This window comes from Microbacterium sp. PI-SA-G, assembly GCF_057215335.1.
Map to the genome: position 1 here is coordinate 1,160,829 of NZ_CM170103.1, position 22,533 is coordinate 1,183,361.

Annotated in this window: 19 protein-coding genes; 8 read left to right on the top strand and 11 right to left on the bottom strand. The window is 69.1% G+C overall.

Going from position 1 to position 22,533, the window contains the following annotated elements:
* The first annotated feature begins 63 nt into the window (after positions 1–63).
* Together AC2D10_RS05785 and AC2D10_RS05790 are read left to right on the top strand one after the other, a co-directional pair.
* On the top strand, positions 64–1,800 hold the full coding sequence (locus AC2D10_RS05785) for a glycoside hydrolase family 35 protein (RefSeq protein ID WP_484711052.1): 1,737 nt from the start codon (positions 64–66) through the stop codon (positions 1,798–1,800).
* Between the two features lie 95 nt (positions 1,801–1,895).
* Positions 1,896–3,353 (top strand): MFS transporter, encoded by a 1,458-nt coding sequence (locus AC2D10_RS05790; protein WP_484711053.1) that lies wholly within the window; start codon positions 1,896–1,898, stop codon positions 3,351–3,353.
* Between the two features lie 63 nt (positions 3,354–3,416).
* On the opposite strand, the gene AC2D10_RS05795 is transcribed toward AC2D10_RS05790, so the two are convergent.
* Positions 3,417–4,448, bottom strand: a complete 1,032-nt coding sequence (locus tag AC2D10_RS05795; RefSeq protein ID WP_484711054.1) for a S66 family peptidase — start codon at positions 4,446–4,448, stop codon at positions 3,417–3,419.
* 174 nt (positions 4,449–4,622) lie between these two features.
* Here AC2D10_RS05795 and AC2D10_RS05800 point away from each other — a divergent pair, with 174 nt between their 5' ends.
* Together AC2D10_RS05800 and AC2D10_RS05805 are read left to right on the top strand one after the other, a co-directional pair.
* The gene (locus tag AC2D10_RS05800) at positions 4,623–4,829 is read left to right on the top strand and encodes an AsnC family protein (RefSeq protein ID WP_484711055.1); all 207 of its coding nucleotides are present in this window, start codon (positions 4,623–4,625) and stop codon (positions 4,827–4,829) included.
* Positions 4,830–4,895: 66 nt separating this feature from the next.
* Entirely contained in the window at positions 4,896–6,782 is a 1,887-nt protein-coding gene (locus tag AC2D10_RS05805) for an ABC transporter ATP-binding protein (protein WP_484711056.1), read from the top strand.
* A 150-nt stretch (positions 6,783–6,932) separates the two neighbouring features.
* Here AC2D10_RS05805 and AC2D10_RS05810 read toward each other — a convergent pair whose 3' ends face one another.
* Positions 6,933–8,795: a phosphoenolpyruvate carboxykinase (GTP) gene (locus AC2D10_RS05810; RefSeq protein ID WP_484711815.1), complete on the bottom strand. Its 1,863-nt coding sequence runs from the start codon at positions 8,793–8,795 to the stop codon at positions 6,933–6,935.
* Positions 8,796–8,904: 109 nt separating this feature from the next.
* On the opposite strand from AC2D10_RS05810, the gene AC2D10_RS05815 reads away from it, so the two are divergent.
* Entirely contained in the window at positions 8,905–10,347 is a 1,443-nt protein-coding gene (locus tag AC2D10_RS05815) for a helix-turn-helix domain-containing protein (RefSeq protein ID WP_484711058.1), read from the top strand.
* A 10-nt stretch (positions 10,348–10,357) separates the two neighbouring features.
* Here AC2D10_RS05815 and AC2D10_RS05820 read toward each other — a convergent pair whose 3' ends face one another.
* The gene (locus AC2D10_RS05820) at positions 10,358–11,404 is read right to left on the bottom strand and encodes a winged helix DNA-binding domain-containing protein (RefSeq protein WP_484711059.1); all 1,047 of its coding nucleotides are present in this window, start codon (positions 11,402–11,404) and stop codon (positions 10,358–10,360) included.
* 51 nt (positions 11,405–11,455) lie between these two features.
* On the opposite strand from AC2D10_RS05820, the gene AC2D10_RS05825 reads away from it, so the two are divergent.
* Positions 11,456–12,799 carry an amidohydrolase gene (locus AC2D10_RS05825; protein WP_484711060.1) on the top strand — a complete coding sequence of 448 codons (1,344 nt, stop codon included), beginning with the start codon at positions 11,456–11,458 and terminating at the stop codon, positions 12,797–12,799.
* A gap of 115 nt (positions 12,800–12,914) precedes the next feature.
* Here the strand turns inward: AC2D10_RS05825 and AC2D10_RS05830 are convergent, their stop codons facing one another.
* From AC2D10_RS05830 to AC2D10_RS05860, 7 genes are all read right to left on the bottom strand, one after another.
* Positions 12,915–13,904 (bottom strand): methyltransferase family protein, encoded by a 990-nt coding sequence (locus AC2D10_RS05830; protein ID WP_484711061.1) that lies wholly within the window; start codon positions 13,902–13,904, stop codon positions 12,915–12,917.
* Positions 13,905–13,985: 81 nt separating this feature from the next.
* Positions 13,986–14,693 (bottom strand): alpha/beta fold hydrolase, encoded by a 708-nt coding sequence (locus AC2D10_RS05835; RefSeq protein WP_484711062.1) that lies wholly within the window; start codon positions 14,691–14,693, stop codon positions 13,986–13,988.
* Between the two features lie 34 nt (positions 14,694–14,727).
* Positions 14,728–15,315 carry a TetR/AcrR family transcriptional regulator gene (locus AC2D10_RS05840; RefSeq protein WP_484711063.1) on the bottom strand — a complete coding sequence of 196 codons (588 nt, stop codon included), beginning with the start codon at positions 15,313–15,315 and terminating at the stop codon, positions 14,728–14,730.
* A 77-nt stretch (positions 15,316–15,392) separates the two neighbouring features.
* Positions 15,393–16,226, bottom strand: a complete 834-nt coding sequence (locus AC2D10_RS05845; protein ID WP_484711064.1) for an ATP-binding cassette domain-containing protein — start codon at positions 16,224–16,226, stop codon at positions 15,393–15,395.
* Positions 16,223–18,034 (bottom strand): dipeptide/oligopeptide/nickel ABC transporter permease/ATP-binding protein, encoded by a 1,812-nt coding sequence (locus tag AC2D10_RS05850; protein ID WP_484711065.1) that lies wholly within the window; start codon positions 18,032–18,034, stop codon positions 16,223–16,225. Before AC2D10_RS05850 ends, AC2D10_RS05845 begins: the two co-directional genes overlap by 4 nt.
* Complete coding sequence (locus AC2D10_RS05855) at positions 18,031–18,972, bottom strand: ABC transporter permease (protein ID WP_484711066.1); 942 nt, start codon at positions 18,970–18,972, stop codon at positions 18,031–18,033. Before AC2D10_RS05855 ends, AC2D10_RS05850 begins: the two co-directional genes overlap by 4 nt.
* 69 nt (positions 18,973–19,041) lie before the next feature.
* On the bottom strand, positions 19,042–20,571 hold the full coding sequence (locus AC2D10_RS05860; protein WP_484711067.1) for an ABC transporter substrate-binding protein: 1,530 nt from the start codon (positions 20,569–20,571) through the stop codon (positions 19,042–19,044).
* Positions 20,572–20,781: 210 nt separating this feature from the next.
* On the opposite strand from AC2D10_RS05860, the gene AC2D10_RS05865 reads away from it, so the two are divergent.
* The gene (locus tag AC2D10_RS05865; protein ID WP_484711068.1) at positions 20,782–21,153 is read left to right on the top strand and encodes a DMT family transporter; all 372 of its coding nucleotides are present in this window, start codon (positions 20,782–20,784) and stop codon (positions 21,151–21,153) included.
* Complete coding sequence (locus AC2D10_RS05870) at positions 21,150–21,473, top strand: DMT family transporter (protein ID WP_484711069.1); 324 nt, start codon at positions 21,150–21,152, stop codon at positions 21,471–21,473. Before AC2D10_RS05865 ends, AC2D10_RS05870 begins: the two co-directional genes overlap by 4 nt.
* 16 nt (positions 21,474–21,489) lie before the next feature.
* Here AC2D10_RS05870 and AC2D10_RS05875 read toward each other — a convergent pair whose 3' ends face one another.
* Complete coding sequence (locus tag AC2D10_RS05875) at positions 21,490–22,452, bottom strand: aldo/keto reductase (RefSeq protein WP_484711070.1); 963 nt, start codon at positions 22,450–22,452, stop codon at positions 21,490–21,492.
* Between the last annotated feature and the right edge of the window lie 81 nt (positions 22,453–22,533).

Consider the following 22,533-nt stretch of genomic DNA (forward strand, 5'->3'; position numbering starts at 1 on the left):
ACCCGGTCGGGCCGGGCCCCTCGAGGGCTCGGCCCCGACCACTTCGACGAAAGCACTGGGACTGTGACCTCCTTCTCCCTCGGCGAGACCGACTTCCTGCGTGACGGCCGGCCGCACCAGGTGATCTCCGGCGCCCTGCACTACTTCCGGGTGCACCCCGACCAGTGGCAGGACCGCATCCGCAAGGCTCGGCTGATGGGGCTCAACACCATCGAGACGTACGTCGCCTGGAACGCGCACGAGCCGCGCCGCGGCGAGTGGGATGCCACGGGCTGGAACGACCTCGGGCGGTTCCTCGACCTCGTGCACGCCGAGGGCATGGACGCGATCGTGCGCCCAGGGCCCTACATCTGCGCCGAATGGCACAACGGCGGACTGCCGACGTGGCTGACCGCGGGCGAGCGGGCGCTGCGCTCGTCGGACCCGGAGTTCCTCGCCGACGTGAGCGCATACCTGCACCGGGTGTACGAGATCGTCGTCCCCCGCCAGATCGACCGCGGCGGACCGGTGGTGCTGGTGCAGATCGAGAACGAGTACGGCGCCTACGGATCCGACAAGGCGTACCTCGAGGCGCTGGTCGCCCTCACCCAGGACGCCGGGATCACGGTGCCGCTGACGACCGTCGACCAGCCGCAGGATCAGATGCTGGCGGACGGCACCCTTCCGTCGCTGCACAAGACCGCCTCGTTCGGCTCACGCAGCGCCGAACGGCTCGCCACGCTGCGCGCGCACCAGCCGACCGGACCCCTGATGTGCTCGGAGTTCTGGGACGGATGGTTCGACTGGTGGGGCGGCGTGCACCATACGACCGACGTCGACGCCGCGGCATCCGACCTCGACGCACTGCTCGCGGCGGGCGCCTCGGTCAACATCTACATGTTCCATGGCGGCACGAACTTCGGTCTCACGAACGGCGCGAACCACAAGGGGCGCTACCTGCCGATCGTGACCTCGTACGACTACGACGCCCCGCTCGACGAAGCCGGCAACCCGACGGAGAAGTTCTTCGCGTTCCGCGACGTCATCGCCAAGTACGCCCCGGTGCCCGACGAGGTGCCCGAGCGCGCGGCGGCCGCACCGACCGCGACGGTGCCGCTGACGCCCGCGGGCGCGTGGACGGATGCCGCGGCATCCGCTCGGTCGACCGAAGCGCCGCAGACGTTCGACGCGCTCGAGCACCGGAGCGCGCTGATGCGCTACGACGTCGAGCTGCCGGGTGCCGCGGGCGGACTGCTGACGTTCGAAGGCGTGCGTGACCTGGCCTGGGTGAGTGTCGACGGGCAGCCGGTCGGCGCACTCTCGCGCACTCGCCACGACCGCACGCTGCGGATCCCCGCGGGGCGGCGCCTGAGCATCCTCGTGGAGGACCAGGGGCGCGTGAACTACGCCCACCGGCTCGGCGAGGAGAAGGGGCTGATCGGCTCCCCCGTGCTCGACGGTGTGCCGCTGACCGGCTGGACCTCGACGCCGCTCGACGTCGCCGACATCGCCGGCGCGGTCGCGGAGCGCACCGACGCCCACGACGCGGGAGCCGCGCCCGCGGCCTGGACGGCGGACATCGCGCTCGACGCTCCCGCGGACCTCTTCCTCGACACGGCGTCGTGGGGCAAGGGCTACGCGTTCGTGAACGGGTTCTTCCTCGGGCGGTACTGGCGCAACGCGCCGCAGCGGACGCTGTTCGTTCCCGCACCCGTGACGCGGGCGGGCGCGAACCGGCTGGTGGTGCTGGAGCTGGAGGAGCTCGTCTCGCCGCGCGCGGAGCTCGTGAGCGGGCTGTTGCTGGGCGACGCCGAGGAGTGAGTCGCGCGGATCGCGGGCCGCGCGTCCAGCGAACTCCCAGCAAGGCGTAAACTCCTGCGAGTGTCCGGTGCACCGGCACGGATCTAAGGAGCAGCATGAGTACGACCACCGCGCCCGCGAATCCGCGATCACGCGTCATCACCGCCAGCCTCGTCGGCACCACGATCGAGTTCTACGACTTCTACGCCTACGCCACGGCCGCGGTGCTCGTGTTCCCGATCCTGTTCTTCCCGACCGGCGACGACACCACGTCGCTGCTCGCCTCGTTCGCGGTGTTCGGCGCCGCGATGGTGGCGCGTCCGATCGGCGCCGTCGTCTTCGGGCACTTCGGCGACAAGTTCGGCCGCAAGGCGACGCTGGTCGCGTCGCTGCTCACCATGGGCACCGCCACGTTCGTGATCGGCCTGCTGCCGACCTACCAGGACATCGGGTGGGTCGCGGCGCTGCTGCTGCTGATCCTCCGCCTGGCGCAGGGCTTCGCGCTCGGCGGCGAGTGGTCGGGCGCCGCACTGGTCGCGACCGAGAACGCCCCGAAGGGCAAGCGCGCCTGGTACGGCACGTTCCCGCAGCTCGGTGCGCCGCTCGGCTTCATCATCGCGAACTTCCTGTTCCTCGCCATCAACTGGCTGCTGCCGCACGGTGAGAACCCGGTGCTGAAGTCCGAGGCGTTCCTGGCCTGGGGCTGGCGCATCCCGTTCCTGTTCTCGGCCGTCATGGTCATCGTCGGCCTGTGGGTGCGCCTCAAGCTCGTCGAGTCCGACACGTTCAAGAAGGCCGAGGAGAAGGGCGTCATCCGCAAGCTGCCCCTCGCCACGGTGTTCCGTCACCACTGGAAGCAGCTGATCCTCGGCACGTTCATCATGCTGGCCACGTACGTGCTGTTCTACCTGATGACGAACTTCACGCTCGCGTACGGCACCAAGGCCGCGTCGCTCGACACCGCCTCCGCCGCGGCACAGGCCGCCGCGGAAGCTGCGGGCCGGGACTTCGACGCCTCGGCCTTCGCCGCCCAGTTCTACCCGGGCCTCGGCTTCGGCTACACCGACTTCGTGCTCATGCAGATCATCGGCGTGGTGTTCTTCGGCATCTTCACGCTGCTGTCGGGCCCGATCGCCGACAAGGTCGGCCGCCGCACGCTGCTGATGTGGGTGACCGGGCTGATCATCGTGTTCGGTCTGACGTTCAACACGTTCCTGCTGCCGACCGTCGACCCCAAGTTCAGCGGGGCGCTGGTACAGGCGTTCCTGGTGTTCGGGTTCGTGCTCATGGGGGCGACCTTCGGCCCGATGGGCGCACTGCTGCCCGAGCTCTTCCCGACGAACGTGCGGTACACCGGCTCGGCGATCTCGTACAACGTGTCGTCGATCCTCGGTGCCGCCGTGGCCCCGCTCATCGCCGTGTGGCTGTGGGAGCTCGGCGACGGCGCCCCGTGGCTGGTGGGTCTCTACCTCTCGGCGATGGGCGTGCTGACCTTCATCGCACTGTTCCTGAGCAAGGAGACCAAGGACACCGACTACGAGGCGGACCTCGGCATCGCCGCGAAGCAGCGCTGAGCTGCGTGACCGTCGTGACGGGGCACCCGGGTTCTCGGATCCGGGTGCCCCGTCACATCCGCGTCAGTAGTGCGCCGTGAGCGTGCGCGCGGCACCGTCGAGGGTCATCATCCCGCCGTAGGGCACGATCCACTGCGGGCGCGTGTGACCGAAGGGCGGACCGACGCAGACCACGGCCTCGGGGTTGTAGCGCGAGACGACGTCGACGACGGCATCCCGCTGCTCGTCACGCAGACCTCTCGCCTCTGAGGCGGACGGGCGGAACTCGAAGTCGCTGACCGGTGGTCTCGCCACCACGACTCCGGCCACCGCCGAGAGGATGCCGCGCTCCCCCAGTCCGCGCAGCCAGCGGGCGACCCAGCTCGCCGGCGGACGCTCTTCACTGGTCTCGAGAAGCAGGATGCCGCCGGCGAGATCGTCGACCGCGGGCAGCCGATCCGCCAGTGCGAGGCCGTCGATCACCTCGAGGCATCCGCCCCAGGTGCGACCCGCGACCCGCAGCGCAGGGCCCGACCAGGTCCACGGCTCGGTCGGAACGCGGTCGCCGTACTCGGTCAGCGCCCGCGGGTCGGTCCAGCGTCGGCCGACGTCTTCCGACTCCCCCGGCTCGGTGATCTGCACGTCGCCGCCGTCCATCAGCGCAGCCCGCAGGGAGCACAGGTGCACGTCGTCGACGGCCGGGCCCGGGCCGAGGTGCACGGCGGTGGATCCGCCGTAGAACCCCGAGACGCCCGACTGCCAGAGCCAGTTGAGGATGTTCGTGTTGTCGCTGTAGCCGAGGAACGGCTTCGGGTCCGCGACGGCGAGGGCCGGGTCGAGGTGCGGCACCACGAGGATCTGATCGTCGCCGCCGATCGTGGCGAGAATCGCACGGATGCTCGAATCGGCGAACGCGGCGTTCACATCGGCCGCGCGCGCTTCGGGGCTCGCATCGAGCACGCGGGTCGTCGGGTACTCCACCGGCACGAGTCCGGTGAGCTCCGTGAGACGACGCAGCGCCTGCTCGTGCAGCTCGGGAGCGACCGCGGGAGCGGCGAAGGCGGGTGAGAGCACGGCGACGCGGTCACCCGCGCGGAGTTTCGGTGCGGCCAGCATCCGTCCAGTCTGGCGCACCTGCGTTCTTCGGAGGAGATCTGCGCGCGGGAGGAGAGATCCGGCGCAATCGCCCTCCGCACCGCAGATGTCCTCCGAACCGCGGGGTCAACGTGTGTTGACACGAACCGCAAAGTCAATATATGTTGACAGCCAGCACGAACCGAGGAGGACCGCATGACCATCCGCACCGCCGTCGACACCGACCCGGAGGGCGAGCCGCTCGCCGAGCTGAGCCGACTCACGGGGATCCGCCGCGAGATCTCCCGCGCCGAGGAGGCTCAGGTGCGCCGGGCGCGCCTCGCAGGCTACTCGTGGCAGGCGATCGCCAGCGCTCTCGGGGTCAGCAAGCAGGCAGCCCACCGCCGATTCGGACGGGCGTGACCGGCGACCGACGTATCGAACACGAAGTACGGTCGTAGTACCCCCTTTTTCAGAACGAGGTCACCCATGTCCCGCACGGCGACTCCCCGCCGCAGCGGACGCGACGCGCAACAGGACGGCCCGCGCGCCACGTTCCGCCAGCTCCTCCCCTTCCTCTTCGAGCACAAGCGCACCCTGATCATGGTGGCCGTGCTCAGCGTCGTCGGCGCCGCCACATCGCTCGTGCAGCCGCTGCTGGTGGGGCAGGTCATCGAGGCCGTGCAGTCCGACGGCACGATCGGCGTTCTCGTGTGGCTCCTCGTCGGCTTCGTGATCGCGTCGTCGATCATCTCGGGCTTCCAGCACTACCTGCTGCAGCGCACGGGAACCGCGGTGGTGCTCTCCAGCCGTCGCCAGCTGATCGCCCGCATCCTGCACCTGCCCACGTCGGAGTTCGATGCCCGCCGCACCGGCGACCTCGTCTCGCGCGTCGGCACCGACACCACGCTCCTGTACGCCGTGCTGACCCAGGGCCTCGCCGACGCGGTGGGCAACGTGGTGCTGTTCCTCGGCGCCCTCATCGCGATGCTCGTGATCGACCCGATCCTGCTGCTGCTCATCGTCGTCGTGATCGGCGTCTCGGTGGCCGTCGTCGTCGTCCTGAGCGGACGCATCCGCTCGGCATCCACCGCCCAGCAGGAGAAGGTCGGCGAGCTCGCCTCCGGTGTCGAGCGTGCCGTCGGATCGATCCGCACGATCCGCGCCTCGGGCGCGACCGAACGCGAGACGGTCGCCGTGTCGAACGTCGCGACCGAGGCGTACGGCATCGGTGTGCGCATCGCGAAGATCTCGTCGCTGGTCGTGCCGATCGCGGGCATCGCCATGCAGCTCTCGCTGCTGGTGGTGCTCGGCGTCGGCGGCTTCCGCGTCGCCGCCGGCGCGATCACAATCGCCTCGCTCATCGCGTTCATCATGTTCCTGTTCCTACTGGTGATGCCGCTCGCCTCGACCTTCGGCGCGATCACCTCGGTGAACCAGGCCCTCGGCGCCCTCGGGCGCATCCAGGAGGTGCTCGACCTGCCGATCGAGACGCAGCGCGACGCCGAGATCGCCGGCCGCCTCACGCGCGACGAGCCCGACCCGGATGCTCCGGCGCTGGAGTTCCGCGACGTGCACTTCCGCTACCCCGAGAACGTGGTCGCCGCCCGTCGCGCCGCCGCGCGGGAGGCGCAGAACCTGCTGGCCGATGCGCACCTCGAGAAGACGGATGCCGAGGCGGCACCGGCGACGGACCACGAGGTGCTGCGCGGGGTGTCCTTCGCCGTGCCGCGGGGCGCGCGCGTCGCGCTGGTCGGGCCGAGCGGCGCCGGCAAGAGCACGATCCTCTCCCTCGTCGAGCGCTTCTACGACCCGACCGGCGGGTCCATCCGCCTGTACGGCCACGACGCGCGCACCTACACGCGCGACGAACTGCGCGCCCAGTTCGGCTACGTCGAGCAGGACGCTCCGACTCTCGCCGGAACCCTCGCCGACAACCTGCGCCTCGCCGCCCCCGCCGCGACCGATGAGGAGTGCGAGCAGGTGCTGCGCGCGGTCAACCTCGGCGACGTGCTCGAGCGCAGTGTGCTCGGACTCGAAGCCCCGGTGGGCGAAGACGGCGTGATGCTCTCGGGCGGTGAGCGTCAGCGACTGGCGATCGCGCGGGCACTGCTCACGGACGCGCCGATCCTGCTGCTCGACGAGTCGACCTCGTCACTCGACGGCGTGAACGAGCAGCGCATGCGCGAGGCGATCGACGCGGTCTCGACCGATCGCACACTCGTCGTGATCGCCCACCGCCTCTCGACCGTCGTCGACAGCGACCTGATCGTGGTGCTGCAGGACGGCGTTGTCATCGGCCAGGGCACGCACGCCGAGCTCGTCGAGTCGACGCCGCTGTACCGCGACCTCGCGCGCCACCAGCTGCTGGCCTAGGCGCACAGACCGCAGGCAACGCGAAGGCGGGATGCCGGAGACCACTCAGCCATGGGTTCGTCTCCGACATCCCGCCTTCGCGGGTTTCACACCGCCACACGGGCGGAAAGGGAGGTGCCGACTCCCCCGAGCCGGCACCGGTCTGTGGGCCTAGGCGTTCGCCAGGCGGTAGCGCAGCGACGCGAGCTCGCTGCGGAGCGCGGCCGGCACCTTGTCGCCGAAGGTGTCGTAGAACGCCTCGGTGAGGTCGGCCTCGGTCTTCCACGCCTGCGGGTCGACGGAGAAGAGCTCCTCGAGGTCGGCTGTGGGGATGTCGAGTCCGTCGAGGTTGAGGTCCTCGGTGCGGGGCAGGCGTCCGATCGGACTGTCGACGGCGGGCACATCGCCCGCGACCCGACGGATGATCCAGTCGACCACGCGAGAGTTGTCGCCGAATCCGGGCCACAGGAAGCGTCCGTCGTCGCCGCGGCGGAACCAGTTCACCTGGAAGATGCGCGGTGCACGGTCGAACCGCAGTCCGCGACCGACCTTCAGCCAGTGCGCGAAGTAGTCGGCCATGTTGTAGCCGCAGAACGGGAGCATCGCGAACGGGTCGCGGCGCAGTTCGCCGAGTGTTCCTTCGGCGGCGGCGGTCCGCTCGGACGAGATGTTCGAGCCGAGGAACACGCCGTGCGTCCAGTCGGTGGCCTCGACCACGAGCGGCACGTTGCTCGCGCGGCGCCCGCCGAACAGGATCACGTCGAGCGGCACGGCCTCTTCCCAGTCCTCGGCGATCTGCGGGCACTGGGCGGCCGAGACCGTGAAGCGCGAGTTCGGGTGCGCGGCGGGGCGCCCGGAATCCGGCGTCCAGTCGTTGCCCTCCCAGTCCGTCAGGTGCGCGGGCGGGGTGTCGGTCAGCCCCTCCCACCACACGTCTCCGTCGGGGCGCAGGGCCACGTTCGTGAAGAGGGTGTTGCCCCAGAGCGTCTCGACCGCGGTGACGTTGGTCGACTCGCCGGTGCCGGGCGCGACGCCGAAGAAGCCGGCCTCGGGGTTGATGGCCCACAGGCGGCCGTCTTCGCCGGGGCGGATCCACGCGATGTCGTCGCCGAGCGTCTCGACGCGCCATCCGGGAATGGTGGGACGCAGCATCGCCAGGTTGGTCTTGCCGCACGCCGAGGGGAAGGCGGCCGCGACGTGGTACGCCTTGCCCGCCGGATCGATCACGCGGATGAGCAGCATGTGCTCGGCGAGCCAGCCCTCGTCGCGAGCGATCACCGAGGCGATGCGCAGCGCGAAGCACTTCTTGGCGAGGATCGCGTTGCCGCCGTAGCCGGAGCCGAACGAGTAGACCTCGAGCGTCTCGGGGAAGTGCACGATGTACTTGTCGTCATTGCACGGCCATTCGGCGTCGGGCTCGCCCGGGCCGAGCGGGGCGCCGACCGAGTGCACGGTCCGCACCCACGGTGCGCCCTCGGCGATCTGTCGCGTGACGGCATCGCCGACGCGGGTCATGATGCCGATGGATGCCACGGCGTACGCGCTGTCGGTGACCTGCACGCCGATGTGCGAGAGCGGTCCGCCGACGGTCCCCATCGAGAACGGCACGACGTACATCGTGCGTCCGCGCATGGAGCCTTCGAAGATCTCGGTCATCTTCTCGCGCATGCCGGAGGGATCGGCCCAGTTGTTCGTGGGGCCGGCATCCTCCTCGCGCTCCGAGGCGATGAAGGTGCGTCCCTCGGTGCGGGCGACGTCGCTGGGGTGCGACCGGGCGAGGTAGGAGCCGGGGCGCCACTCGGGGTTGAGCTTGATCAGCTTGCCCTCGTCGACGAGGCCACGCAGCAGCCAGTCGTTCTCGGCGCGGGAGCCGTCGACCCAGTGCACCGCGTCGGGCTGTGTGAGGGCGCGGATCTCCTCGACCCAGGCGGCGAGTTCTGCCATCGCCGGAGTGTCGTAGGTCGGAGCCGTCCCGAACGTGCGCGCCGGGGCGACGGGAGACGTGCGGGGGGTGAAGGCTTCGGCGATGGCCACGATTGCTGCTCCTTTGAGGTGGGCGTTGAGTCCATCTTCTTCCGACATCCGCCGGTCTTTCCGTCGTATCCGCGTATAAGAATTGCGGTTCTTTCGCTATGCTCAAGGAATGGCGACCTCCGGCATCCACCTCACGACTCTCGGCCACCGCATCCGTCACCACCGGCTCGAGAACGGGTACACGCTCGACGAACTGGGCGCGCTGGTCGGCGTCGCGGGGTCGCAGCTGAGCCTGATCGAGAACGGCAAGCGCGAGCCGAAGCTGTCGCTGCTGCAGGCGATCGCCCAAGCGACCAAGACCGAGGTCACCGATCTCATCTCGGGCGAGCCGCCGAACCGTCGCGCCGCCCTCGAGATCGAACTCGAGCGCGCCCAGGAGAGCCCGGTCTTCCGGCAGCTCGGCGTCGCGCCCGTGCGCGTGACGAAGGGCATGAGCGATGAGACCATCGAGTCGCTGCTGGGTTTGCACCACGAGCTGCAGCGCCGCGAGCGCGAGGCCATCGCGACGCCCGAGGAGGCCCGACGGGCGAACACCGAGCTGCGACTGCGCATGCGCGCGCAGAACAACTACCTCGGCGACATCGACAAGCTCGCCGAGAAGCACCTGCGCGCCGCCGGCCACGTACAGGGTGCGCTCACGCACCGCACGGTGAGCATCATGGCCGAGAAGCTCGGCTTCGAGCTGATCTACGTCAACGATCTGCCGCACTCCACCCGCTCGGTGACCGACCTCGAGAACGGACGCATCTACCTGCCGCCCGCCTCGATCCCCGGCGGACACGGACTGCGGTCTATGGCCCTGCAGGCGATGGCGCACCGACTGCTCGGGCACACCCCGCCCACCGACTACGCGGACTTCCTGCAGCAGCGGCTCGAGATCAACTACTTCGCCGCCTCCTGCCTGATGCCCGAGACGGCCGCGGTGGCGTTCCTGCAGCAGGCGAAGAAGGACCGCAACCTCGCCGTCGAGGACTTCCGCGACGCGTTCGGCGTGACGCACGAGGCCGCCGGCATGCGCATGACGAACCTCATGACGCAGCACCTCGGCATGTCGCTGCACTTCCTGCGCGTCGACTCCACCGGCGCGATCGCCCGCGTGTACGAGAACGACGACCTGCCGCTGCCGATGGACGTCACCGGTGCCGTCGAGGGGCAGCGCGTGTGCCGCAAGTTCCAGGCGCGAGCAGCATTCACACAGCAGAACCGCACGGTCGAGCATCACCAGTACACCGACACCCCGTCTGGCACGTTCTGGTGCTCGACGCAGACCGGCTCGTCTCGCGACGGAGAGTTCTCGGTGACGGTCGGCGTGCCGTTCGACGACGCCCGGTGGTGGCGCGGACGCGAGACGAACGACCGCGCCGTGTCGACGTGCCCCGACGAGGCGTGCTGCCGTCGCCCCTCGTCGGAGCTGCGCGAACGGTGGAGCGGGCGGGCCTGGCCGAGCGCCCGCGTGCACACGCACATGTTCTCGCCGCTCCCCCGCGGCGCGTTCCCCGGGGTCGACGACAACGAGGTCTACAACTTCCTGGGGCGTCACGCCGACGAGTGATGCCGCCAGGTCACCTCTCGAGGAAGCCGGCGAACCGCGCGAGGGCCGCGTGCATCGCCTGCTCGTCGGTCGGTGCCACGAACAGGTCGGGTGGGGTGCGGTGCGCGGCGCTCGCGTGCGTCCAGCAACCGATCACACGCCCCTGCTCGATGATCGTGGCACGCACCATGCCGTTCTTTCCCGGGCCGACCGCGGCCAGATGCTCGGGTGCGCACACCGCCGTGCGGTCGGCGTAGGAGATGTAGAACTCGTCGAAGGCACCCAGGGCGAAGACGGATGCCGCATGCGGCGAGCGCCACGGACCACCCGGAGCCACGAAGAGCCCGTCCTCGACCTCGGTGACACGGCCGCCCGCGCGCTCACGCGCATCGCGGGACTGGCGCAGCGTCAGCCCGGACCACCACGCGAAGTCGGCGACGCCCGCCGGGCCGTGGCCGGTGATGTAGCGCACGAAGAGCTCGGCGAGCGGATCGTCGGGGCTCTCGTGCGCGCGGATGTGGTCGTCGACCAGCACGAAACGCTGCTCGCGCGCGATGCCGTCACGCGCGACGACCGGACCCTGACAGATCAGGCCGTCGACGGTGAGCCGGAACAGCACGTGCAGCCCTCGCTGCGCGCGCGGGTCGATACCGACGCCCTCGAGCAGCTCGAACGCCTGCGCTCGGGTGCATCCGCCGTCGTGCAATGCGGGGATCAGGGCGGATGCCGCGCGGGCGACCACGTCGTCGTCGATGCCGAGGTCGCGCTCGCGTGACGCCGCCTGCTGCCGCTGCCGCGGAGCCGTGACCGCGAGCACCCAGCCGAGATCGCGGGCCGGGACCGTGTGCAGGGTGCCGCGCATGGTCCACGCGCGCACCAGGTCGCCGCGGTCGAACGCCCGATCGACCGCGCGCAGGCTCGGCTCTCCGCGGGTACGGGCGGCGAGCGCCCAGCGCCCCGCCGTGAAGTCCTGGCTCTGCACCGCGAGCAGATGCGCCGCGGCATCGGTCACCGTCCGCGCCGGTGCTGTGAGCCGGTGCGACCGCAGACGCTCGGACAGCAGTGTCGCGCTCTTCATGGGTCCATCCTGCCGCGCTTCCGAGCACTTTATGTCTACACTGGTGGAATAATGACTGACACACGCATCGATACCGCCGCCGACCTCATCATCCGCGGGGGCCGCGTGCACACTCTCGACGCCATCGACTCCGTCGTGAGCGCGGTCGCCGTCCGCGACGGAAGAATCATCGCCGTGGGCGCCGAGGCCGAGGCGCTCCAGGCACGCGAGACACTCGACCTCGACGGGCGCACGGCCGTTCCCGGCATCAACGACGCACACCTGCACGCGGCGTGGCTCGGAGCCCGCTGGCCGCACCTCTTCTTCTCGGACACCCCGCCCGCGGAGCAGCCGACGGGGCGCCTCGTGTCGACCGCCGACGAGCGCCGGGAGGCACTCCGTCAGGCCTGGCGCCTGCTGGCCGAGCTGGGAATCACGAGTTACACCGAACCGGGCATCGGCCCCGGAGAGGATTCGGGCGAGACGGGCTGCTTCGGCAGCGACATGCTCGCGACCTACCTCGAGCTGCATCGCGCCGGAGCTCAGACCTCACGCGTCACTCTGCTCCGACTGTTCGGCACCATCGACGGCGAGAGCACCCTGGCGGACTTCGAGCGTGGCATCGAGACCCCGCCCCCGCCCGCCGACGCTGCATGGTTGGCGATCACCGGGGTGAAGATCTTCGCCGACGGCATCCCTCCTCTGTCCACCGCCTGGGTCGACGAGCCGTACGCCGACGGGACCTCCGGCGGCCTGTTGACGCGGGGCGGAGAGAATCCCCTCGCGGCATTCCACCGGATGATCGAGCTCGCGTCGGCCCGCGGACTGCAGATCGCCGTGCACGCCACCGGCGACCGCTCGATCGACGAGTTCCTCCGCGCGCTCGAAGGCCTCGTCGATGCACCCCATGCGGCCGGACCGCACTACGTCGTCCACGGAGACCTCGCCACGTCCGCGCAGATCGCGCGAATGGCTCGATACGGCGTCGGCTTCGCGGTGCAGCCGCTGATCGCCGCACACACGCACATCTGGGCCGCGCAGGCGCTCGGGAACGAACGCCTGGCGGCCGCCTGGCCTCTCGCGGAGATGCTCGCCTCGGGAGTGCTGACCACCCTCACGAGCGACTCGCCGATTGCCACACCGGACTGGCGCACGACCCTGGACTCCGGGCTCGCTCTGCTCGGGAAGACCGGCGCACAGGACGATGATCCGACGCGGCGGGGCCTGCTGCGGAGCATGACCGTGGACGCGGCGCGGCAGGACGGCGCCTCTGCGTGGAAGGGTTCGCTCGAGGCCGGCAAGGTCGCGGACATCACCGTCCTCGACGAGGACCCGCTCGAGCCAGGCCGTGCGTTCGCCTCGGTCTCTGTCGAACGCACGATCGTCGACGGAAAAACCGTGTTCGCGCGCGCATGATCTGAGCCCGCCCGGGGGGGCGAACGGCGGGCGGCATGTTCACGCATGCCGCCCGCCCACCGGTATCCCTCAGACCGGCTCGACCCGGGCGTCGCCGTCGCGACGCCCGGGAGCGTCACACCGCCGTCGCGATAAGCACCCGCGGGCTGCCCGGAAGCGCGACCTTGTCGCGCACCTCCCAGCCGGCCTCGCCCAGCCAGCCGCGCACCTCAGCCTCGGGGTACACGACCGTGCCGTCGATGACGAGGTACTCCCCTGCGTGCAGGGCATCGAGTGTCCTCTGTTCGGCGTCGTCGTCAAGGAAGAAGTCGAGCACGGTCAGAGTCGCGCCGTCGACCGCCGCGGCCCGGAGGTTGTGGAAGATCTGTGCGTTCTCCTCGGCGCTGAACCGGTGGATCACATGGTTGGCGAAGATCACGTCGTATGCGCCCTGCGGCGTCGCTGTCGCGGTGTCCGCCGTCTCCACGACGGCTCGATCGGCCACGCCCGCGACCTGCACCGCCTCGGCGACACCGTCCTCGAAGCCCGTCGCGTAGACGAACGTGGTGTGCAGCTGCGGGTTGGAGGCCATCACTGCGAGGGCGAACTCGGCCGAGAGCCCGCCGAAGTCCAGCGCCTTCGTCGCTCCCGAGAGGTCGATGTGTCGGCCGAACTCCTGCGCGTGGAGGCGGTTGTACGTCATGACGCCACCCATGAAGGTCGCCCAGCGCGCGTCATCCATCTGAAGGTCGCCCGGCTCCGTGGTGTCGACCGTGTGCGCGAACTGCAGCCAGTGCGGGTAGCTGATCTGATCGAGAAAGGTCAGGAAGGGAGCGAGGTCGATGGCGGATGCCGCACCGGCGAGGTACGCCTCGGCGTCGGGCGCGAGAGAGTAGCTCGCGTCGGATCGCACGAGCAGACCCTGCGCGGCCATCGCATCCGCGAGGATGCGCGCGATGCGCGCACTCACACCGCAGCGCTCGGCGATGTCGCCTGCGGTGTCAGCGCCGCCACCGACGGCGACGAACAATCCGATTCGGCTGGCCTCGAAGAGCTGCTTCGACGCCATGTAGCCGGTGGCGATGTCGAGGATGCGCGCGGCGTCCGGAGTGGGTGCAGTGGTCATGGTGATGCCTTTCGTGAGGAGGAGTTTAGTCTACGTATGGAGAATAATAAGGACAGCAGCAGGCCCCGCTTCCGAGACGGCTCAGCCCGCCAGGAAGCCGGAGACCGCTTCGCGGAACTCCGGAGTGTGCACGGCCGCGAGGTGATCGCCCGGAACTCGCTGCGTCCGGGCGTTCGGGAGGAGAGCGGCGAGTTCGTCGATCCCGGTCGACATCTCGTCGTCGATGCCACCGAGCAGGAGCACCGGCACCGCGGGTCCACCCGCCTGCGGGTCGAACGGCTCGCGTGCGAGGCCCTCGATCAACTCCAGCAGCTCGGCCGGACGGTTGCCCGGCAGGGACACCATGTGCGCGATCATGCCTGTGAGCGGGTCGGCGGGCGCTGCGCCTCCGCCGATCGCGAGGCGCGCGGCGGCGAGATCGACGGCCGCGAACGGCTCTCGCGCGCTCACGCCCCCGAGCACGACCCGATGCACCCGCAGCGAAGGATGCCCCGCCAGATCCCACGCGAGACGTCCGCCGAGAGAGTATCCGGCCAGATCGATCTCGACCTCCCCGAGAGCGTCGCGGATCGTCTGAGCCAAGGCGTGGGTCACCGCGGATGTGGGCGCGACGCCGAGCGATCCGCTGTCGCCGTGCGCCGGGAGGTCGATGACGAGGCGAGGGCGGTGTCCGAGCACACCATCCCACTCGTCATCCGGCCAGTCCGCGGTACCGCTCGAGGCGAGCCCGTGCAGGAGCACGATCGGTCGTCCGACTCCGGGAAGTGTGCGTGAGAAGAGCGTGGTCATGAGGCGCCGTCCGTTCGGTGGCGGCGCGTCGCGCTCAGCGGAGCCGCGCCAGGAAGTCGTCGATGTAGGTCTGGTAGTCGGCGATCCGCTCGCCCGCCGGGTACATGAGATTGATGATCGTGGCGCCGACAGCCGCCGAGATGTACTCGTTCGCCCGAGCTCCGAAATCCTGATCCCGGATCGCACCCTCGTCGCGCGCCGCCTCCATCCGTTCGATCAGCGAAGCGCGCCACGCCCCCAGATGACTGCGGTACAGAGCCGCAAGCGCCTCGTTGGCCATCGCGTACTCCCAGAGCGCGAGCAGCACGCGGCCCGCCGCGATCTGCTCGGGGTCGCGCGGGATGGTGGCTGCGAGGAATCCTCGCAGCGCGGCGTGAGCCGACGCCGGCTCGGCGCCGGCGGCCTGCACACCCTCGGACATCTCCTGCAGGATCGTCTCGAACGTCGCCGCGACGATGCTCTCCTTGCCCGGGAAGTAATGCTTCAGCGCACCGTTCGCGAATCCCGCTTCGGCGGCGATGCTCCGCATGGTCGCCGCCTCGAAGCCGCCCTTGAGGATGATGCGCTTGGCCACCTCGACGATGTCCCGTCGACGCTGGTCGTGATCGATGATCTTCGGCATGGAGTCCTTCCGGCCGGTCCTGGATGAGCGATCCTCCACGCATCCCGCGACGATGCACGAAGTGATCCGGCCTGCAGCTACCGTACCGCCGCATCGTGCACCTCCCGCAGCGCGAGCCATTGGGCACGCCGCTCGCGCTGCTCCGCCGGATCGGCCACCGGGGAGGCCAGGCGCAGCCTCTCGGAGTACGGATGCTGCGGCGCTCTCGTGACCTGCTCCCCCTCGCCGACCTCCACGAGACGCCCCTGGTACATGACGGCCACGCGGTGGCAGACGCGACGCACGACTCCGAGATCATGCGAGACGAAGAGGTACGCGACCCCAGTATCGCGCTGCAGCTCGATGAACAGGTCGAGGATCGTGGCCTGCGTCGTGAGGTCCAGTGCACTGACCGGCTCGTCGCAGATGATCAGGCGGGGCCCGCGCACCAGGGCGCGCGCGATCGCGACACGTTGCCGCTGTCCACCGGAGAACTCGCTCGGGTACCGGTCCATCGAGGTCGTGGGCAGACGCACGCGATCGAGCATCTCCCGCACTTTCGTCTCGGCCTCTCGCGCGGTCACACCGGTCGTCAGCAGCGGTTCGGCGAGGATGTCGCCGACCGTCATGGCCGGGTTCAGAGAGCCGTACGGGTCTTGGAACACGACCTGCAGGTCGTCGGCGAGTCCACGCCGCGCGCGGCCGCCAAGACCCCCGATCTCGCGACCGTCGAACCGAATGCTGCCGGCGGTGACCGGGGCGAGACCGAGAACCGCCTTGCCGAGCGTCGACTTGCCCGATCCTGATTCTCCGACCAGGCCGAGGCATTCGCCCGGCGCGATCTCGAGGGAGACGCCCTGCAACGCGCGGAACGCGCTCCGCCCGCGACCGTATTCGACGACGAGGTCGTTCACCTCGAGCAGGGGCTTCATGCGGTCACCTCGGCGTTCTCGGCGCTCTCGGCGCTCTGTCGCGCAGCGCGATCGAGCTCTGCGCGACCCTCTGCGCTGTCGAGCGACGCGGCGATCAGTTCGCGCGTGTACTCCTCCGACGGTGCGGCGAAGAGCTCGTCGACCGGACCCGACTCGACGATGTCGCCCCCGCGCATCACGATGACCCGGTCGCAGATGTCTGCGACGACACCGAAGTTGTGCGTGACGATCAGCAGCGCCATCCCGTACTCCGCCTGCAACTCACGCAGCAGTTCGAGCACCTCGGCCTGCACGGTGACGTCGAGCGCTGTCGTGGGCTCGTCGGCCACCAGCAGCGAGGGCTTGCCCGCGATCGCACCGGCGATCAGGACCCGCTGCGCCATGCCGCCGGAGACCTGGTGGGGATAGCTGCGCATGACCCGGTCGGGGTCGGTCAAGCCGACGCGGACCAGCATCGACCGCGCCCTCTCTTTCGCTGCGGCCCGACTCATCCCGTGCGTGCGCCGGAGGGGTTCGACGAGTTGATGACCGATCGTGTACGACGGGTCGAGATTGCTCATCGGCTCCTGCGGGACGTAGCCGATCTCCCTCCCCAGCAGCGCCTGTCGCTCCCTGGCGGAGGCCCGAGTGACGTCCTTGCCGCCCACCCAGATCGCGTCGGCGAGCGCGCGCCCCGTCGCGGGGAGCAGGTTCAACACCGAGAAGACGGTCTGCGATTTTCCGGAACCCGACTCGCCCACGATGCCCACGACCTCGCCCGGAGCGACATCGAGCGTGACACCGTGCACGACCTCCGTCTCACCGGTGGGTGTCGCGTGGATCACCCTCAGGTTCTCGACACGCAGCACGGAATCGGCGGAGTGGTGGCGGGTGGCGCCTGTGGCCGCCACCGGTGCGCCGTGCGTCGCCGGCTCGGCGCGTCGACGAGCCACACGCGGCGTGCGCACCTGCACGAGTTCAGCGAGCGTCGAACCCATGATCGCCAGCACCGCGATGGTCAGTCCGAGGGCGGTCGACGGCCAGAGCAGCATCAACGGGTAGGTGAGCATGAGCCGGAAGCCTTCGAGCATCATCGCTCCCCAGCTGGGCACGTTCGAGTCGCCGATGCCCAGGAACTGAAGGCCGGCCTGCATGCCCATCGCCATTCCGGCAGTGAGCGCGGTCTGGATGATCACCGGCGGATACACGGCCGTGATCACGTGCCGGAAGATGATTCGGCCGTCCGAGAGCCCCGACACCCGCGCCGCGTCGATGTAGGGCTCGCCGCGCACGGCGAGCGTCTGCGAGCGTGAGATGCGGAAGTAGCCCGGGACCATGAAGACACCGACGGTCGCCATGAGCAGTTCGAAGTTGTTGCGACTACCGGCCGCGACCACGAGCAGGATGATCATCCCCGGGATCGACTGCAGCGCATCGCTGATCCACGTCGAGATGCGGTCCAGTGTTCCGCCGAAATAGCCCGCGGCCACCCCGGCCGGCACCCCGATCACCAGCGCGGTGACGATCGTGATGAGCGCCCCCCACAGCGTCGTGCGGGTGCCGTAGATCAACCGCGAGAGGATGTCGCGCCCGGTGGAGTCGCCGCCGAGCAGGTGCTCGGGTCCTGGTGCCGCCTTGGCGGCGGAGAGGTCGACGAAATTCGGATCCGACGGCGCGAGGAAGGGCGCGAACACGCCGATCAGCACGATGAGCAGGAAGATCGACAGCGGGATCCATCCGCCGGGGTGCCGGAGGAACCGTCGAAAGAGGCCGGAGCGGCGCTTCTGAGCGGCACGGTCGAACGCGACGCGGATGTCTGTGGTGGTCATGCGACGCGCACCTTCGGGTTGATCCAGCCGAGCACGAGGTCCAGCAGGAGGTTGACGATCACGACGAAGACGATCGAGACGACCGTGATGGCGAGCAGCATCGGGATGTCCCCGTTCTGCGAAGACTGATTGGTGAGCTGACCGAGCCCGGGGAGGCTGAAGATCTGCTCGACGACGATGGCCCCCGAGAGCAGCCCGACGAACATCAGGGCGATCACCGTGAGGGCAGCGGGCGAGGCATTGCGGAGAATGTGCAGATTGACGCGGGTGGACGACAGCCCCCGGCTGCGCAGCGTGCGCACCCAGTCCTGTCGACTCTGGGCGATCACGGCGTTGCGCAGCTGCTCGGCGACCGCGACGATGCCACCCAGAGCGAGAGACACTGCCGGCAGCGTGATCGATCGCAGCCAGGCGTCGACGGACTGCACCGGCGACACGTAGCCGACAGCGGGGAACCACCGCAGCTGCACCGCCAGCCACATCACGAGCACGAGGCTGACCCAGAACCCCGGCAGAGCGAACAGCACGACCGACACCCCCTTGATGATCCGATCGAACCAGGTGCCGGGCCGGAGCCCCGTGATCATGCCGAACGCGACACCGATGATCGCGGTGATGAGCGTCGCGAGCGTCACGACCGAGAGCGTCACGGGAATCTTGGTGGCGAGTTGCGTGGAGACCGGCTGGAAGTTGCGCCACGAGACGCCGAAGTCGAGCAGCACCGCGTGCGAGAGCCAATCCCAGAACTGCGTGAGCAGTGGGCGATCCAGGCCGATCTTCTCGGCGAGCGCAGCCTGCTGCGCCGGGCTCGCGGACGTGCCGAGCAGGGAAGCGGTGGGATCGCTGATGGCGAGGTGCGCGAGGAAGAACGTCCCCGTGGACACCGCGACGAGCAGAAGGATGCCGGACAGCACCCGCTTCGCCGTGAACAGAAGCATGGCAACCTCTCCCGAGGGTCGGAGGAATGGGCGCCGGGGCGGTCGACGAGCGACCGCCCCGGCCGGGCGTCAGCCCCGGGTGATGTACCGCAGAGTGGGGAACATCATCCCCACGACCGGCTGCAGCTCGATGCCCGCCGCCGTGTAGTAGGTGTTGTTCGCCTGGTACCAGACCGACCACCACGCCTGATCGACGAGCGCCTGGTTCAGCTCCTTGACCGCGTCGGTCTGAGCGTCGCCGCGCTCTGTCTGCACCTTCTCGACAAGAGGCGCGATGACATCGTTCGACGCGTAGTCGGGTTCGGGGTTGAACCACTGAACGCTCGTGACCTGACGGCTGACGCTGGCGACGTCGTTGCCGTCCATCGCGAGGAACGAGATGAACATCGGGTAGTTCGGTGCATTGAGCTGGTAGTCCGGCATCTGCATGTTGTCCCAGGTGACGGTGATGCCGAGCTCGTTGAGCGCCTGCTCGGCCGAGGGCTTCCACATCTCGAAGATCGGCGACATGGGCATCGAGATCGCGAAGCCGTCGGGATAGCCGGCGTCTGCCAGCAGCTTCTTGGCCTTGTCCATGTTGTAGGCGTAGGCGTCGTTCAACGCGGGATCGTTGACCCCGCCGCCGTCAGGGAACACCTGGTTGGTCGCGACGCCCGCCCCGCTCCCGACCGCATCGAGCACGGCCGCGCCGTCGAAGGCGTAGTTCAATGCCTGACGGACCTCGAGCTTTCCGAGGGGCTCGCTCTTGGCGCCGGTGTGGTCGGTGATGACGAGGCCGGCCCAGCCGGAGACGCGCTGAGCGACGTTCCACCCCTGCTGATCGGCCTGTTCGAGATTGGCGACATCTCCGTATTGCACGTTGATCTGCCCGCTGAGCATCGCGTTGTGGCGAGCCGTGGCATCGGTGATCGGGAAGATCGAGAGCTCGGCGAACGGGTAGGTCTCCGAATCCCAGTGATCGTCGACCTTGGTGAAATGGTATTCCGCGCCGGCGACGCTCGTCGTGCTGTCGAGCACGTACGGTCCGGATCCGATCGGCTCCGCGCCCAGCGAGTCGGACTCGATGGATGCCGGCGACATGACGTAGCTGCGTCCGAGGCCCATGAAGTACAGGATCGTGTCATCCCGCTGCGTCAGCACGATGCGGACGGTGTCGTCGTCGACCTTCTCGAACGCCGAGACGTTCAGGTAGGCCTCACCGGAACGCGCGCCGGCCTGAAGGTATTCGAGGCTCGTGACAACGGCGTCGGCGTCGACCGGAGTGCCGTCGCTGAACACGGCATCGGTGCGAAGGTCGAGGTCGATGCTGAGGTCATCCTCGGCGACGGTCCATTCGGTCGCCAGCGACGGGATCGGCTTGCCGTCCTTGTCGAGCGCGATCAGGGCGTCATACACCGCGGAGAGGTAGGGGCCGTCGAAACCGATGTCGGCCAGGGAGGGATCCCACGAAGTGACATCGAGGAAGTTCCCGACATTCAGAGCGTCGGGGCCTTCTCCGGCACTGCCGTCTGTGGCGTCGGGAGCAGCGCCTCCGCTGCAGGCGGTGAGCGCGAGGGTCGCGGCCACCGCTGCGGCGAGCGCGAGGGGCATTCGTTTCATGGTTCCTTCTCTCGGGTGCAGGGATGGTGAAGGAGATCGACGTGCCGGGATCGGGAGCCCGATCGACGCCACATCGATGTGTCGTGAGGGTTAGTCTACATGCGTGGAAAAAGAGCGCAAGAGCGATCTTCGCCGGAGTGGGAATCAGCCCCGAGGTCCGCACGTTCTCCCCCACGTGTTCTCCCGCGAAGCTCGCCCGAAAGGCGCACGATGACCGACTCTCCACGACGCTCCGCCTGGCCGCCGCTGCTCGTCGCCATCGCCCTCGAGGTGTCGGCGACTCTCGCGCTGCGTGCGGCCGAGGGCTTCACGCATCCGCTCTGGCTGATCGTCGTGGTGATCGGGTACACGGGATCGCTGTGGCTGCTGTCGGTCGTGCTGGATCGCGGCATGCCGGTGGGCGTCGCCTACGGCATCTGGTCGGCCATCGGCGTGGTGCTCACCGCGGTGCTCGGGTCACTCCTGTTCGGTGAACTCCTCGGCCCCGTCCAGATCGTGGGGGTCGGCGTGATCGTGGTCGGCGTGCTCCTCGTCGAACTCGGATCTCACACACGCGCGACCGCGACAGAGGTGGCGTCATGACCTGGGTGTTGCTCGCCCTGGCGATCGCGAGCGAAGTCACAGCGACCCTGAGCCTGCGAGCGTCGGAGGGACTGCGCCGGCGGCGTTGGATACCGGTCATCGTCGTCGGCTATCTCGTGGCGTTCACGCTGCTCGGGACGATTCTCGCGATGGGGATGCCGGTGGGTGTCGCCTACGGGATCTGGGCAGCCGCCGGCGTGGCGGTCACCGCTGTGCTCGGCCGCGTGATCTTCAAGGATCACTTCTCAGCGATGATGGCGGTCGGCGTCGCACTGATCGCCGTGGGCGTGGCACTGATCGAGTTCGGCGGCATGCACTGACCGGACGTCGAGCTGGTCACCAGGTCCCGTCAGCCCGGACTTCACGGTCGACCCAGCACTCGCGAAGCGCTGCGCGCACGTCATCCGCGTGGTCGCGAGCGAGCGTCAGCGCGGCGTGATTCTGCTCCAGCTGCTCGATCCGTGATACGCCGACCAGGACGTTCGCGGTCGCAGGATTCGACAGGCAGAACGCGATCCCGAGGGCTGCCGGGCTCACCCCGAACTCGGTGGCGACGCGCTCCACCGTGGGGTACATCGCCATGATCCGGTCTCGGATGCCTCCGACATCGGCACCGATCTTGCGCTGCGGCACGCGCCCGGTGGCGAGGATGCCACCCTCGAACACATCCGAGGCCTGCAGCGTCAGCGTGCCGTCCGCGAACAACGGACCGTAGGCGTCACCCTCGGCCATCGCCCGCCGCGCGATGCCGTATTTGAGCTGCGCGAACACGGGCCCGCGCACGCCGTGCGCTCGTGCCTCATCGAGAGCCTCCCGCGTGTGCTCGATCCGCCAGTTGTTGATCCCCCACGAGTCCACCAGGCCCGCGTCGATCAGATCATCGACGTCGGCGACGAGCCTCGGGATGTCGGGCGGGGCGATGTAGTCCCCCACCACCAGCGTGTCGAAGCGGTCGAGGCCCGCGCGCTCGAGAGACTCCTCGATCTGAGCGCGAAACCCCTGGGCGGGCCAATCCCACAACCACAGCTTGCCGCACACGACGACGTCATCGCGGTCGACACCGCTCCGTCGCAGCGCGCGACCGAAGAGGATGTCGGTCGTGGAGTTCTCGGAATGCGGGCCCATGTTGTAGTACGCCACGTCGAAGAAGGCGGCGTCGAGGTCGACGGCGCGGCGGATGACGGCCACCGCCTCATCCGGCGTCATCCGATCCCAGGTGTTCCATGACCCCAGCGCGAGCGGTGGCACCGGGGTCCCGCCCGAGTGCAGCGGCTTACGGAAGTGCTCCAGGTTGCTCATGCGCGCTCCTTCAGTAGATGCGGGGTTGTGTTTTTCTATGCTTGTGGAATATAACGGAGAGAACGCCAGATCACACCCGAC